Annotated in this window: 12 protein-coding genes; 5 read left to right on the forward strand and 7 right to left on the reverse strand. The window is 65.0% G+C overall.

Features of this window, described 5'->3' with window-relative positions; translation table 11 throughout:
- Positions 1–130: 130 nt before the first annotated feature.
- Together NLM33_RS14190 and NLM33_RS14195 are read right to left on the reverse strand one after the other, a co-directional pair.
- Positions 131–556 (reverse strand): HPP family protein, encoded by a 426-nt coding sequence (locus tag NLM33_RS14190; protein ID WP_254096657.1) that lies wholly within the window; start codon positions 554–556, stop codon positions 131–133.
- A 33-nt stretch (positions 557–589) separates the two neighbouring features.
- Entirely contained in the window at positions 590–1,423 is an 834-nt protein-coding gene (locus NLM33_RS14195) for a universal stress protein (protein ID WP_254096658.1), read from the reverse strand.
- A 216-nt stretch (positions 1,424–1,639) separates the two neighbouring features.
- Here NLM33_RS14195 and fixL point away from each other — a divergent pair, with 216 nt between their 5' ends.
- The 4 genes from fixL to NLM33_RS14215 all read left to right on the forward strand — a co-directional run bounded on the left by fixL (position 1,640) and on the right by NLM33_RS14215 (position 5,083).
- Positions 1,640–3,157 carry a sensor protein FixL gene (gene fixL / locus NLM33_RS14200; RefSeq protein WP_254096659.1) on the forward strand — a complete coding sequence of 506 codons (1,518 nt, stop codon included), beginning with the start codon at positions 1,640–1,642 and terminating at the stop codon, positions 3,155–3,157.
- Between the two features lie 3 nt (positions 3,158–3,160).
- Positions 3,161–3,778: a response regulator FixJ gene (fixJ, locus tag NLM33_RS14205; protein ID WP_254096660.1), complete on the forward strand. Its 618-nt coding sequence runs from the start codon at positions 3,161–3,163 to the stop codon at positions 3,776–3,778.
- Positions 3,779–3,837: 59 nt separating this feature from the next.
- A complete protein-coding gene (locus NLM33_RS14210; protein ID WP_254096661.1) occupies positions 3,838–4,260 on the forward strand; it encodes a response regulator in 423 nt (140 codons plus the stop codon).
- A gap of 130 nt (positions 4,261–4,390) precedes the next feature.
- Positions 4,391–5,083, forward strand: coding sequence for a helix-turn-helix domain-containing protein (locus NLM33_RS14215; RefSeq protein ID WP_254096662.1), 693 nt, complete (start codon positions 4,391–4,393; stop codon positions 5,081–5,083).
- A gap of 67 nt (positions 5,084–5,150) precedes the next feature.
- Here NLM33_RS14215 and NLM33_RS14220 read toward each other — a convergent pair whose 3' ends face one another.
- The 4 genes from NLM33_RS14220 to NLM33_RS14235 form a co-directional block, all read right to left on the reverse strand.
- The gene (locus NLM33_RS14220; RefSeq protein WP_254096663.1) at positions 5,151–6,440 is read right to left on the reverse strand and encodes an MFS transporter; all 1,290 of its coding nucleotides are present in this window, start codon (positions 6,438–6,440) and stop codon (positions 5,151–5,153) included.
- A 22-nt stretch (positions 6,441–6,462) separates the two neighbouring features.
- A complete protein-coding gene (locus NLM33_RS14225; RefSeq protein ID WP_254096664.1) occupies positions 6,463–6,975 on the reverse strand; it encodes a PRC-barrel domain-containing protein in 513 nt (170 codons plus the stop codon).
- A gap of 23 nt (positions 6,976–6,998) precedes the next feature.
- A complete protein-coding gene (locus NLM33_RS14230) occupies positions 6,999–9,203 on the reverse strand; it encodes an amylo-alpha-1,6-glucosidase (RefSeq protein ID WP_254096665.1) in 2,205 nt (734 codons plus the stop codon).
- 72 nt (positions 9,204–9,275) lie between these two features.
- The gene (locus NLM33_RS14235) at positions 9,276–11,039 is read right to left on the reverse strand and encodes an ABC transporter ATP-binding protein (RefSeq protein WP_254096666.1); all 1,764 of its coding nucleotides are present in this window, start codon (positions 11,037–11,039) and stop codon (positions 9,276–9,278) included.
- A gap of 305 nt (positions 11,040–11,344) precedes the next feature.
- Here NLM33_RS14235 and NLM33_RS14240 point away from each other — a divergent pair, with 305 nt between their 5' ends.
- Positions 11,345–12,415: a glycosyltransferase family 4 protein gene (locus NLM33_RS14240; protein WP_254096667.1), complete on the forward strand. Its 1,071-nt coding sequence runs from the start codon at positions 11,345–11,347 to the stop codon at positions 12,413–12,415.
- A gap of 130 nt (positions 12,416–12,545) precedes the next feature.
- On the opposite strand, the gene NLM33_RS14245 is transcribed toward NLM33_RS14240, so the two are convergent.
- Positions 12,546–14,477 carry an alkyl/aryl-sulfatase gene (locus NLM33_RS14245; RefSeq protein WP_254096668.1) on the reverse strand — a complete coding sequence of 644 codons (1,932 nt, stop codon included), beginning with the start codon at positions 14,475–14,477 and terminating at the stop codon, positions 12,546–12,548.
- Positions 14,478–14,522: the final 45 nt, after the last annotated feature.

A 14,522-nucleotide genomic window follows, 5' to 3' on the forward strand; every position in this document is an offset into this window, starting at 1 on the left:
CGGGGCTCCCGATCGAAAGGACATCGGGATGCGATATCAGACGTTTACGCGGGTTTTGCGCGCGCACCGCTGGCCGCGCCTCCGGCAAATCACGGAGCGGGTCTGTCGCAAAAATGAGCCAGCCGAAGCGCTAGTCGCGCGAGGTCGCCTTGAGCGCGGTGATGACGTCCTCCCGCGCGATGATGCCGACGAGCTTTTGCGCGCCGTCGAGCACGATGATGCTGCGGATCCGGTGCTCGACCATGAGCTGGAGCACGCGGGTCAGGCGCGTGTCCGGGCGGACGTAGATGAACTCCGGCGTCATGACGTCGCCGACCTTGCGATTCATCAGATCCAGATAGCGCGGCACCATCTGGCTCGGCGTGAATGCGAAGCACTTCAAAATGTCGAACTTGGTGACGATGCCGACGACCTGCCCGTCCTCCTCGACCGGATAGCCGTTGAAGTCGTCGCGCTCGAACATCTCGCTGAGCTCGAGCATGTTGAGGTCGCGCACCACGGTCTTGACGTTGCGCGTCATGTAGCCGTCGGTGGTCTGTTCAAGGAATCTGTACACGGCGCGTCCTCATTGTGTTTCAGTCAGCCGATGTCAGTGCGACAGCAGCACGCAGCGGGCTGACTGGGTGAGCAGATATTGCGTGACGCCGCCGAGGATCAATTCGCGGACCCGCGAATGGCCGTAGGCGCCGGCCACGATTAGGCCGGCTCCGACGTCGGCGGCCACCTTACCCAGATGGTCAGCCGCACTTTCGTTCCGGCCGGCTTCCGACACCCGGGCGGTTGCCGTGACGCCATGGCGGGCGAGCCAGGCGACGACGTCGGTGACGGAGGCCAGCACCGCCGGGCGATCGTCATCCGGCTCGGGGATGGCGACGATCGTAATCTCCCTCGCCTTGCGCAGCAGCGGCAGAGAATCGGCGACCGCGCGCCGGGCCTCCGGCGCATCCTTCCAGGCCACCAGCACGTTGCGCAGATCGAGCCAGTTGACGCCGTCGGGCACGACCAGCAGCGGACGGCCGGCCTGCATCACCAGATCCTTGGGGCTGGCAAGCGAGAAGGCGTCCGAGAAGGCCGGGCTTTGCCCGCCGCTGACGATGATGTCGGCGCAGCGCGCCTGCTGCAGCGCGTAACGCGCCGGGAAATCGACCGCGCCGCGCCACTCGACGTGCCCGCCGCGATTCCTCGTCGCGGCTCGGAATTGTCCCTCGAGCTCCGCAAGGCGCCGCCGGACCGAGGCCTCGCCCTGGTCGATCACGCGCTGGGCCTCGGCACCGTCGGTGAAATAGAGCGGCGGCGCGAACTGCACCGCCGCAACTCCGACGATCGCCGCCTCGAAACGCTCCGCGAGCTCGCCCGCGACCTGAAGCCTCGCCTCATTGGGCTGACCAAGCGCCAGGCTGACCATGACGGTCGCGTATGTCATTCCTTGCCTCCCGAACCTGCGGATGTTGGCTATGCTAGGCCAGCCGCGGCGGGAGCGGGATGAGATAGATCAAGCCGACAAGAGCTCCGGACCGTGGCCGGCCTGCTCGCCCTGTCGCGGGGCATCCGATCGCCGAACTTGCCTCCGGGGCAGCCATGGGCGAAATTGCGGTCGCGGAACCGCGCCCCGGACCCACCACGCAAGGATGGAAGCAAATTGAGCCCGACCCGCGTAACTCATCCGGCAGATGACGGTCGGGGCGAACATTTCCGGGTCCGGATCGAAGGATTCGGCGTCGGCACCTGGGACCTCGACCTCAAGACGCAGGAATTGGAATGGTCGGATGCGGCGGGGGCCATGTTCGGCATGGCCCGCGACCAGCCGGTCACCTATGAGCTCTTCCTGTCGCGCCTCGAGCCGAGAGACCGCGAACGGGTCGAAGCCGCGATCAGGCGCGTCGCCGAGCGCGGCGGCGGGTTCGACGTGTCTTTCCGGATTTCCGCCGCTTCCGGCAGAGGGCAATGGATCCGGGCCCGCGCCGGCCTGATCCGGGACGAAGCCGGCAGCGCGCGCCATCTCAGCGGAATCTTCCTCGACATCGACGAGGAGAAGCAGGTCGAGGAGGCGCTGCGCACGCGCGAGACCCACCTTCGCTCGATCCTGCACACGATCCCCGACGCCATGATCGTCATCGACGGCCATGGCATCATCCAGCTGTTCAGCACGGCCGCCGAGCGCCTGTTCGGCTTTTTGGAGCATGAGGCGATTGGCCAGAACGTCGACATCCTGATGCCCGAGCCCGACCGCTCCCGCCACGACAGCTATATCGCCCGCTACCGCACCACGCGCGACCCCCACATCATCGGCATCGGCCGCATCGTCACCGGCAAGCGGCGCGACGGCACGACGTTTCCGATGCACCTGTCGATCGGCGAAATGCAATCCAGCGGCGAGCCCTATTTCACCGGCTTCGTCCGCGACATGACCGAGCATCAGCAGACCCAGGCGCGGCTCCAGGAATTGCAGTCCGAGCTCGTCCATGTCTCGCGCCTGAGCGCGATGGGCGAGATGGCCTCGGCGCTCGCACACGAGCTCAACCAGCCGCTGGCGGCCATCAGCAACTATATGAAGGGTTCGCGCCGGCTGCTGGCGGGCAGCAGCGATCCGAACATCGCCAAGATCGAGAGCGCGATGGACCGCGCCGCCGAGCAGGCGCTCCGTGCCGGCCAGATCATCCGCCGCCTGCGCGACTTCGTCTCGCGCGGCGAATCCGAGAAGCGGGTCGAGAGCCTCTCCAAGCTGATCGAGGAAGCCGGCGCCCTCGGCCTTGCCGGCGCGCGCGAGCAGAACGTCCAGCTCCGATTCAACCTCAATCCGGAGGCCGATCTTGTGCTGGCCGACCGCGTCCAGATCCAGCAGGTGCTGGTCAATTTGTTCCGCAACGCGCTGGAAGCTATGGCACAATCGCCGCAACGCGAGCTCGTCGTCACCAACACGAAGGGGGCCGACGACATGATTGCGGTCGAGGTCTGCGATACCGGATCGGGCTTCCACGACGACGTGATACCGAACCTGTTCCAGACCTTCTTCACGACGAAGGAGACCGGCATGGGCGTGGGACTTTCCATCAGCCGCTCGATCATCGAGGCTCACGGAGGCCGCATGTGGGCCGAGAGCAACGCATCAGGCGGCGCAACGTTTCGCTTTACCTTGCCGGCAGCCGACGAGAACTGATCAATGACCACAAAGGGACATGTCTACGTCATCGACGACGACGAGGCGATGCGGGATTCGCTCAACTTCCTTTTGGACTCGTCCGGCTTCGACGTCCGATTGTTCGAGACGGCGCAGAGCTTTCTCGACGCGCTGCCGGGCCTCTCCTTCGGCTGCGTGGTGTCCGACGTGCGCATGCCCGGGCTTGACGGGATCGAACTCTTGAAGCGCATGAAGGACACGCAAAGCCCATTCCCGATCCTGATCATGACCGGTCATGGCGACGTTCCGCTGGCGGTCGAAGCCATGAAGCTTGGCGCTGTCGATTTCCTCGAAAAGCCGTTCGATGACGATCGCCTGACCGCGATGATCGAAGCCGCGATCCACCAGGCCGAGCCCGCGGCCAAGAGCGAGGCGATCGCGCAGGACATTGCCGCGCGTGTGGCTTCGCTCAGCCCGCGTGAGCGCCAGGTCATGGAGGGGTTGATCGCGGGCCTCTCCAACAAGCTGATCGCCCGCGAATACGACATCAGCCCGCGCACCATCGAAGTGTATCGGGCGAACGTCATGACCAAGATGCAGGCGGGCAGCCTGTCGGAGCTGGTGCGGCTGGCGATGCGCGCCGGCATGCTCAAGGATTGAGGCGGCTTCGACTTGAGGCATGTCAAGTCCGTTCCCTCGCCACGTGTTAGCAAAGTCGCATGACTGAGATCAGCTTACACCACAGGCGGGATCCGATGTCGTCCCCACTCAAGCCCACCGTATACGTGGTCGACGACGACGACGCCGTCCTGGGATCACTGCGATTCCTGCTGGAAACCGACGGCTTTGCCGTGCGGACCTTCAGGAATGCCACGGCATTGCTTAATGCCCCCCACTCCCCTGGCGCGGACTGCTACGTGATCGACTACAAGATGCCCGATATCAACGGCGTCGAGCTCGCCAGGCGCCTGCGCAAGTCGGAGGGCGACACGCCCGTGATCCTGATCACGGGCTATCCGGATGAGAATATTTCGACCCGGGCCGCCGCGGTCGGGATCAAGGACGTGATCTTGAAGCCGCTTCTCGACGAGAATCTCATCAAGCGCATCCGCGGCGCCATCCAGGGCAATCCCAAAAGCTGACCTCAAGAGCTGACCCGGATGGCTGACCTACGGGACTCTACGTAGGTACACCTCCTTAAGATATCGCTCGAAATTTTCACGCCTCGCAACCCGCTGTAACCACGTGCCATCTGAAATGGAGATGGCCAACATGCTCACCCAGTCGCTCAACACCCAGGTTCACGGCAGCAAGATCGCTCCCGCCGCCGCCCATCCCGTCTCCGATCAGTTCGGCGCCATCACCGGCCATGTCGGTCTTGTCGCCACCGAGTTTTCCTATCGCAAGGACGAGGAGATCTACGGCGAGGACGAGCCTGCTGAATACGTCTACCAGGTCGTCTCCGGTGCGGTACGCAGCTACAAGCTCCTTTCCGACGGCCGCCGCCAGATCGGCGCCTTCCATCTCCCCGGCGACATGTTCGGCCTTGAATCCGGCGCCAGCCATCGCCTCGCCGCCGAAGCCATCATCGACACCAGCGTGCGCCTCGTGAAGCGCTCCAGCCTTGAGAAAGCCGCCGGCACCGACGTGCAGGTCGCGCGCAAGCTCTGGGCGATGACCGCGGGCGAGCTGCGCCACGCCGAGGACCACATGCTGCTGCTCGGCCGCAAGACCGCGATGGAGCGGGTTGCGACCTTCCTGCTCGAAATGGACCGCCGCCTCGCGGTCGCCGGAATGATGGCGCTGCCGATGTGCCGCCGCGACATCGGCGACTATCTCGGCCTGACGCTGGAGACGGTGTCGCGCGCGCTGTCGCAGCTCCATTCCCAGGGCATCCTGGGCTTCTCCGGCGCCCGTCAGATCGTGCTGCGCAACCGCCAGCGTCTGCACAATCTCGACGCCTGAGCTCTTCCTTCCTGCCATCTTCCCAACTGGCCGGCCGAATTGGTTTCGGCCGGCCATTTTCCTATGCTCAACGTGAGCTGCGCCGCGTCTCCGGCATCACCAGGAAAATCAGGACGAGCCCGACTGCTGCGACGCAGGCGAGGCCGACGAAGGCGGTGCTGCTGCCGAACTTGTCGCTGATGAAGCCGCCGAGCACGGTGCTCAGCGACGCACCGATGCCGGTCGCGGTTCCCACGACTCCCTGCGCAAGATTGAAATGGCCGCTGCCAAAGGCGACGTCGGCGACGATCAGCGGGATCATCACCGCGAACACCGCCGCCGTGATGCCGTCGAACACCTGCACCAGCACCAAGAGATAGGGATCGCGGACGGTTGCGAACAACAGGCCGCGAATCGCGAGCGCGCCGAATCCGATCAGCAGCAGCGGCCGCCGGCCCCACGCCTGCGCCTTGCGCCCGACCGACGGTGACATCAGCGCCACGATCGCCTGCGGCACGATGATGCAGCCCGCGATCAGCACGGTCGCCCACTGGCTCGACCGCGTCGTCACCACGCTCGCCATCAGCGGCAGCATCGCCGCATTCGCGAGCTGCAACAGCAGCACGCTGCATGCGAAGATCAACAGCGGCCGCTGCCTCAGCAGATGCCACACATTCGTATCCGCGCCTTCAGCGGCTTCGCGCGGCATTTCGCCGTGCGCGCGCGCCACGTCGACCTCCTCCTCGCGGATCCGCGACAAGGCAATCAGGGTCGGGATCGCGAGCAGGAAGGTGACGAGGAACACCGAGCGGCTCGACAACAGATAGCCGGCGGTGCCCATCACCGCGGCCGCGACGCCGTTGCCAAGCGAGGCGAACCGAGCGTTGCGGCCGAGCCGTTCGCCGATCGCGAACGGCCCGACGAGGCCGAGGCTGATCGCGGCGATCGCCGGCCCCAGTACGCAGCTCGCGGCCGCATGCAGGGCCGCCGCCGTCACCACGACCGGGAAGATCGGCATCGCCGCATAGGCCAGCGCACAGCAGCCGATGGTCGCGATTGCCAGCCCCGCGACCAGCCGCTCGGATTTCGCGGCGTCGATGATCGCGCCACCCGGCATCTGACCGATCAGGCCCACGATACCGCCGATCGACAGCACAAGGCCGATCTCGACCTGCGTCCATTTCTCCGTCGTGAGGTAGACCGCGATGAACGGGCCGAAGCCGGTCTGCACGTCGGCCAGGAAGAAGATGAACCAGTCCAGTGCCCGCAGGCTTTGTTTTGAGGGCGCCGGTTGCGGAAGCGCAGGGACAGCGTTGCGGCTCTCAGGTTGGCCACGTTGATCGTCGCTCGGATGGCTCGGCTTCCTGGACAAGCGCACCGGCAGTCTGCCCTCCCCTTTCTTACGGAATGAACTGCAGCGGTTGCAACGTGCCGGACGCACCCAGCACGACGATCGGCATGTCCTCCTTGTATTCCGGCGCAGCCGCGACCTGCGCCTTGGTCAGCTCCAGGCTGATGCTGTCCTTCTTGTTGGCGATCTTGCCGAAATGCAGCGCGTTCCAGTCGACCACGATCTTGCGGCTGCCGACGCCGAGGAAGCCGCCGAAATCGATTACCGCCGCCCGCACCTGGCCGGTGCGATCGACGATGACGTCGACGATGCGCCCCATGTCCTCATCGGCGGCGCTGCGCACGTCGCGCCCGAGCACGCCGTGCGCGTCGCTGGCCCCGATGATGGTGACCGACGGCGGCGGCGCGGCGTCCTTCGGCACCACAGGCGCGGCCGGCGTCGGCGACGGTGGCGCGTTCGGCTCTGCTTGCGCAGCAGGCGGCTCCTCTGCCGCTTGCGACACCGCAGGCACGATGCCCCCCACGATCACTGCAACGAGCATCAACCGCGTCATGGCGCGCATGCGAATTCCTCCGACTGATTGCGCTAGTGCGCCAACACGATCGACACCTGGATCTGACCGCGCGTGCGCAGCACCTCGAGCGCGACATCGTCGCCGTGGCGGCGGATCCGCAAATCGACGCTGGAGGAGCCGAGTTGGAGATCGCGCAGCACAACCTCGTTCAGGAACGCAGGCAGATGCGGGTTGCGCAGGCGGATCTCGCTGCGCGCGACGTCGAACTCGATACCGAGCGCCGCTTCCAGGAGCGTGAACGGCGTCGCGCTGGCCCAGGCCTGCGGCGCACAGGCGACCGGATAGAGCGTCGGGCCGCGGCGCTTCTCGCGCCGGAAGCCGCAGAACAATTCCGGCAGCCGCCGGAGGTCCATATAGGTCGCGGCCTCGAACAGGCCCTTGAAGACATGCACCACCGAATGCTTGAGACCGTAGCGCGCGAGCCCGAGCGCAATCAGCGCATTGTCGTGCGGCCAGACCGAGCCGTCATGATAGGACATCGGATTGTATCTTATTGCGCCGAGCGCCACGGTGCGAATGCCCCAGCCGGAGAAGAAATGCGGCCGCATCAGGTCGGCAGCAACCTTGCGCGCGCGGTCCTCTCGGATCATTCCGCTGAACAGAAGCTGGCCGGCATTCGACGTGCGCACCTTGCAGGGGCGCTTGGCGCCGTCGAGCGCGAGCGCGTAGGTGCCGAGTTCCTCGCACCAGAACGCCTCCTCGAAACGCGCGGCGAGCGCCTTTGCCTCAGCCTCGAGCTTCCGCACCTTGTCCGGCTTGCCCAGCCGCAGGGCGCAGCGTGCGGCGAGCTGCTTGGCGGCAAAGACGTAGCCCTGCACTTCGGCGAGCGCGACATAACCTTCCGCAAGCGTGCCGTCGGCATGGAAGATCGCATCATAGGAGTCTTTCCAGCCCTGGTTGGCGAGGCCCTGCTCGGAGGCGCGCTGATATTCGACGAAGCCGTCATGGTCGGGATCGCCGGGTCCGTCGATCCAGGCCAGCGCCGCTTCGATCGCGGGCCACAATTCCAGCAGCGTATCGACATCGCCCGTGCGTTCGAAATAACGGCCGGCGAGCAGCACGAACAGCGCGGTTGAATCGACGCTGCCGTAATATTGCGCGAACGGCACCTCGCGCAGCGCCGCCATCTCGCCGCCGCGCATCTCGTGCAGGATCTTGCCGGGCTCGGCGTCGGCGAGCGGATCGGTGGCCTTGGCCTGGAAGTGCGCGAGCCGCCGCAGCACCCCCCTGGCAACCCTCGGATCGATCCACAGCATCTGCAATGCCGTGATCAGGCCGTCGCGGCCGAACGTCGTCGAATACCAGGGAATGCCGGCATAGGGATAGCGGCCCTGCGGCGTATCCGTCATCAGCATGTTGAGGTCGGCCATCGCCTGGCACAGCACCTCGTTGAAGATGTTGTTGGAGGTCTCGATGCTGGTCGTCCCCGCCGTGCAGGAGCGCATCTCGCGGCGATGCGCCAGCATGGCCGGAAAGAACCGCACCGGCTTGAGTGTCTGCGGCCGGTTGCAGGACACGGCCACGAACAACGACTTCGTATGGTGTGGCTCGAGCTCGAGCTGCCAGGTCGCGGCATTGACCGAGAGCCGGGTTGGCCTTGGATCGAAGTGCAGCCCCGTCGTGCGTTGCGCATCATCGAGCCCGCGATATTCGAACAGCACGTCGGTCGGGCCGAGCAACTTGCTCGCCCCGGTCCCCCGCCGCAGCCGCTTCTCGCCGCGCACCTCGAACAAATCGGCGAAGTCGCTGTCGAACAAAAGGGTCAGCTCGAAGCTCGCCGGCCGGTCGCCATGGTTCTGAAGGCCGATGCGCTGATAGGCCGTGCCGCGCCACAGGAAGACCGTGCGCACGATGTGCAGCAGGTCCTTCTGCAGGACAATGCGGCCACTGCGGTAGATATCGGGATTGGTGAGATCAACGGTCAGGGCCGAGTTGTCGTCACGCAAGTTCGAGCCGAGCAGAAGCGGCTGAAGATCGTCGAGCACGAGTTCGAGCCGCGCGAGATAGCGCGTGTCGCAGTTGAACAGGCCGTCCGGACCACCGGCGGAGGCGCCGATGTCGCCATGGCTGTCGAGCACGATGAAGGTGTCGTCGTGCTTCAGCGAACGCCGCGGCCTGGCCGCAGGTCCCGTCATGGGAATGTAGAACGGCTGCTCCTCCACCACTTCCACGGTTCGCGATGCCGCGACGAACTGGGTGACGACTTCGGCTGACATGCCCTATTCCCCTGCGCCGTTATCCAAAAACGCAATCGACCTGAACGCGACGAGCTGGACGCGACTAACGACTTACGCGGCGAACTTCGAGAGCCGGTTCATCTCCTGCGTGACCAGCTCACGGTAAGGCCCGTGGTTCTGCATCAGGCGGTCCGGCGAGCCGTCCTCGATGATCTTGCCGGCCTTCAGCACCACCACGCGGTCGAAATTGCGCAAGGTTGCCAGCCGGTGCGCGATCGCGATCACCGTGCGGCCCCGCATCAGGCGCGACAACGCCTCGCGGATCGCCTCCTCCGCCTCGCTGTCGAGCGCCGCGGTCGCCTCGTCCAGCAGCAGGATCGGCGCGTCCTTCAGGAAGGCGCGCGCAATGGCAATGCGCTGGCGCTGGCCGCCGGAGAGCTTTACGCCGCGGTCGCCGACCATGGTGTCGAGCCCCTCGGGCATGCTCTCGACGAAATCGCAGCGCGCCGCGATCGCAGCGCGCAAGACCTCGTCATCGGTCGCGTTGGGCCGGCCGTAGCGGATGTTCTCGCGAACCGAGCGATGAAACAAGGAGATGTCCTGGGGCACCACAGAGATCGCCTCGCGCAGGCTCTGCTGCGTCACCCGCGCGACATCCTGACCATCGACGGTGATGTTGCCGTCGTTGACGTCATAGAACCGCTGCAGCAGCGTGAACAGCGTCGACTTGCCGCCGCCGGACTGCCCCACCAGGCCGACGCGCTGGCCGGGCTGCAGCCGCAGGCTGAAGCGCTCGAAGATCTTCGAAGCTCCGGGATAGCCGAACGTCACGTTGTTGAAGGCAATCGCGGCGCCGCGCTTGACCAGCGGCTCGGCTTCCGGATGGTCGCGCAGTTCATGCGGTACCAGGAGCGTTGCGATCGCCTCCGTCAGCCGCGCGACATGCTGGGTGACGTCGACCAGCGCGACCGCAAGGTCGCGCGTCGCGTTGAGAATCGAGAGCCCGAGAGTGCAGACCAGCACGACGTCGCCGGTGGTTGCCTCACCCTTCTGCCAGAGCGTGATCGCCCAGGCGAGCAGCGCGATTGTGAGGACGACGGTAACCGCGGCGTGGGTCAGGCGCAGCTTTTCCAGGTAGCGCAGGCTGCGGCCCCGCGCGGTGAGTTCCCGGTTCACGGTCGCATCGAAGCGCTGATGTTCGTGGGCGATGCCGCAGAACGCCCGCACCAATGGCATGTTGCTGATGACGTCGATCATCTCGCCGTCGACGACGGCGGCCTTGTCGGCGAAATCGTCATGCAGCGGCTTGCCGGCCGCGGCGAGGTGGAACATCGCGATCACCATGCCACCGGCGATCACGATGAGTCCGGCTGCCATATAAGGACTCACGGTTCCAATCAGCAGGATTGCCGCAATTGTGGCAATGCACGGGGGCAGGACATTCCAGACGAACATGTTCTCGACCGTGAACACGGCGTTGGAGGTCGCGGTGATACGACTTGTCAGCATACCCGGCATGCGATCCGAGAAGTAGCTCGGCGCGTGACCGGTCAGATGGCGGAAGATGTCGCGGCGCAGATCGCCGGTCACGCCAACAAAGGTGAAGCTCGCTGTCCAACTTGCGATGCGCCACAGGAAGTTATCGGCGGTGATCAGCGACATGAGGAAAACGAATGACAGCCATACGCCCCCGCTATGAGAAGCACCGGCAGAAAGGCTGTCGACCAGCGATTTGACGCCATATTGCGTGCCAACGGAGCAGGCAACGGCTGCGACCACAGCGGTCAGGATCACCAGATGCGACGCGAGCCGCCGGCGAAGATAGCGTAAAACGAAGGCAAACGGCCGCCTCGCGTAACCCGATAGATGATCCATATAGCTGCCACCCCGTCGTAAAGATTGTCAGTCGTGCCCGCGCGGCACTGGCTGAGTGAACATCGACCGGTTCGTTCCGGTTCCCGTGCAATGCGATCACGACATGACGATGCGGACGGACTGAGAAGCAGTCGTGACATCATCAAGACCAGATTGCGGACGAGTCACGCCGCATTGCGGACGTGTCGAATAAGTAACCTTTGAGAGCGGAACTTCGCAGATGCGGGAACGTTCCCATGGCTGGCATGCCGGTGCCGAAGTGAGCTGGGGTTCAACTTTCATGATCGCGACAAGGAGATGGTGAGATGCGCATCGCGCAGGTAGCTCCGTTGACGGAGGCTGTTCCACCCAAGCTGTATGGCGGCACCGAGCGGGTGGTGCATTGGTTGACGGAGGAACTGGTGGCGCTGGGACACGACGTGACCCTGTTCGCCAGCGGCGACTCGCATACCTCTGGCAAGCTCGACGCAATGTGGCCGAAGGCGCTCCGCCTCGACGGCGCGGTGCGCGATCCCAACGCGCTGCACATGGTGATGCTGGAGCGAGTGCGGCAGAAATGCGACGACGAGGAATTTGACTTCCTCCACTTCCACCTCGATTACTATCCGTGGTCGCTGTTCTACCGCCAGCCGACGCCCTTCCTGACGACGCTGCACGGCCGGCTCGACCTGCCCGAGCACCAGCCGGTGTTCAACACCTTCTCCAAGGTCCCGGTGATCTCGATCTCCAACGCGCAGCGGCGCCCCGTACCACAAGCGAACTGGGTGACGACGATTCATCACGGCCTGCCGGAGAATCTGCTGACACCGAAGCCGGCGAAGCAGGAATATCTCGCCGTGCTCGGCCGCATCGCGCCGGAGAAGGGCGTCGATCGCGCGATCAAGATCGCGACCCATTGCGGTATCCCGCTGAAGATCGCCGCCAAGGTCGATCGCGCCGATCAGGACTATTATGACGAGCTGATCCGCCCCATGATCGATAACAATCCGCTGGTGGAGTTTATCGGCGAGATCAGCGATCACGAGAAGTCGGAATTCCTGAGCGGCGCGCTTGGGTTGCTGCTACCGATCGATTGGCCGGAGCCGTTCGGCCTCGTCATGATCGAAGCCATGGCCTGCGGAACGCCGGTCGTCGCCTTCAATCGCGGCTCGGCGCCGGAAATCATCGACGAGGGCCTGACGGGCTTTGTCGTCGAGGACGTCATCAGCGCGGCCGGCGTCGTGGGCCGCCTCCCGCAGATGAACCGCGCCGCGATCCGCAAGCGATTCGAAACGCGCTTCACCGCGCGGCGGATGGCACTGGACTATCTCGCCGCCTATCGCGGCCTGATGGAAGCCACCGCGCCGAAGATCAAGCTGGTTAGCAGCGCAGAGTAGCGGTGCGTGGTCATTCCCCGCGAAAGCGGGGAATCCAGTACGCCGCGGCCTCTCCGTATTCTCGCGCCACCTCTGGAACAGTGGATCGCCCGATCAAGTCGGGCGATGACAGTGAGAATGTGGCGAGCGCCTACGTCACCGCCGCCCGCTTCGGCTCGACGATCTCGAACATGCGCGGGAATTCGTCCATCAGGGCCATCAGCTCGGCGAGGCGCAGCGCATTGCCCGACAGCTTGATCTTGCCGGCGGCAACCGCCTCCGGGAAGGTCGCGAGCTTCGCGATCACCTCGTCGAGCGTGGCGCGGGCGAGCGTGAAACTGGCGTCGGCTTTTTCCGACTGCGCGCCTTCGGTGTAAGTGAGCGCGGAATTCTCAAGATTCAGGACGAAGGTCTCGCCGGTGTCGGTGAAGCTCCAGTTCAGCACGATGTGCTTGCCCTCCGCCTTCGGGCCGTTGAGACGGATACCGAGCACGTCCCAGAGCTGCGATGTGCGAAGCGCGGCCAGCGTCTCGCGCGGCATCGGCGGACGTGGCGGCGTCTTCGGCATGCCCTGGCGCAATTCCTGAGCGCCGAACAGATAGGCGTTGCGCCAGGTCGCGCTTTCAGCGGCATAGCCGAGCTGCTCCAACGTGTCGGCGAGCAGACCACGTGCCGCCACACGATCCGGCTCGGCGAAGACGAGATGGCTCAGCGCCTGCGCCACGAAGCGGAATTCACCCTTGTCGAAATCCTTGCGCGCCCGCGCGAGGATCGCGTCCGCACCGCCCATATACTCGACGTACTTCTTGCCGGATTCGACCGGCGGCAGCGGATCGAGATTGACGGGGTTCGCATCGTACCAGCCGAGATATTTCTGGTAGATCGCCTTCACATTGTGACGGATATGGCCGTAATAGCCGCGGCCGTGCCAGGCGCCTTCCAGACTTTGCGGCAGCTTGATCGTCTCGGCGATCTCGCTTGCGGTGAGGCCGTGATTCATCAGGCGGATTGTCTGGTCATGCGCGAACTTATAGAGGTCGCGCTGCTGGCGGATCATGGTGTCGATACGCTCGCGACCCCACACCGGCCAGTGATGCTGGCCGCACATCGCCTCCGCCTTGCCGCCCCATAGGGACAGCGCCTCGTTCAGGTATTTCGACCAGGCCAGCGCATCGCGCACGTCGGCGCCGCGGAACGGCAGCAGATTGTGGAAATTATGCGTGCAGTTCTCGGCGAGGTTCAAAACCTTGTAGCGCGGGATGAAGAAGTGCATTTCCGCCGGCGCCTCGCTATTGGGCGCCATCTGGAATTCGAATTCGACGCCGTCGATCACGCGCGTGTCGCCGGTCGCGACGATCAGGTCGGTCGGACGCAGCAGCGCCACGGAACCCGCCGCCATCGACTTGCCGAGGCCGCAATCGACCTGCCCCCGCGGCCCCTTGGCGAGGAACGGGCCGAACTGATATTGCGCCCGGCGCAGCATCGCCGGTCCCGCGATGATGTTCTCGGAGACCGCATGCTCCATGAACAGGTTGGGCGCGATGATCGGCACACGGTCCGTGGTGAGCGCGTCCTCCTCCAGAACGCCGCGTGCACCGCCCCAGTGATCGGTGTGGGTGTGGGTGAAGATGACGGCCGCGACCGGCCGCGCGCCGCGATGGCTGAAATAGAGATCGAGCGCGGCGCGGGCACCCTCGATCGAGGTCAGGGTGTCGACCACGATGACGCCGCTGTCGCCTTCGATCAGCGTCATGTTGGCGACGTCCAGCCCGCGCACCTGGTAGACGCCGGGCACCACCTCGAACAGGCCGTGATGCATGTTGAGGCGCGACTGGCGCCACAGGCTCGGATTGACCGTCGGCGGCGCCTGTTCGGTCGACAGGAAACCGTAGGGCTCGAGGCTCCAGACCGTCCGTCCTTGTGGATGGTTGATTCTGGCATTCTCGATCGTGCCGAGGAAGCCACGCGCGGCGTCCTCGAAATCCCGCGTGTCGGAAAACGGCAGCGCGCTCAGCATCGCCTCGTGCTGCGTGATGACGGACGACGTTGCATCTTTCGGCTCGCTGCCGGCGATCTCGGTCATCGATTTTCCTCCCCGGAGTGTTGGCTGGAGGTGATCTAACCGCAT

The sequence above is a fragment of the Bradyrhizobium sp. CCGUVB1N3 genome (genome assembly GCF_024199925.1).
Classification (GTDB): Bacteria; Pseudomonadota; Alphaproteobacteria; order Rhizobiales; family Xanthobacteraceae; genus Bradyrhizobium.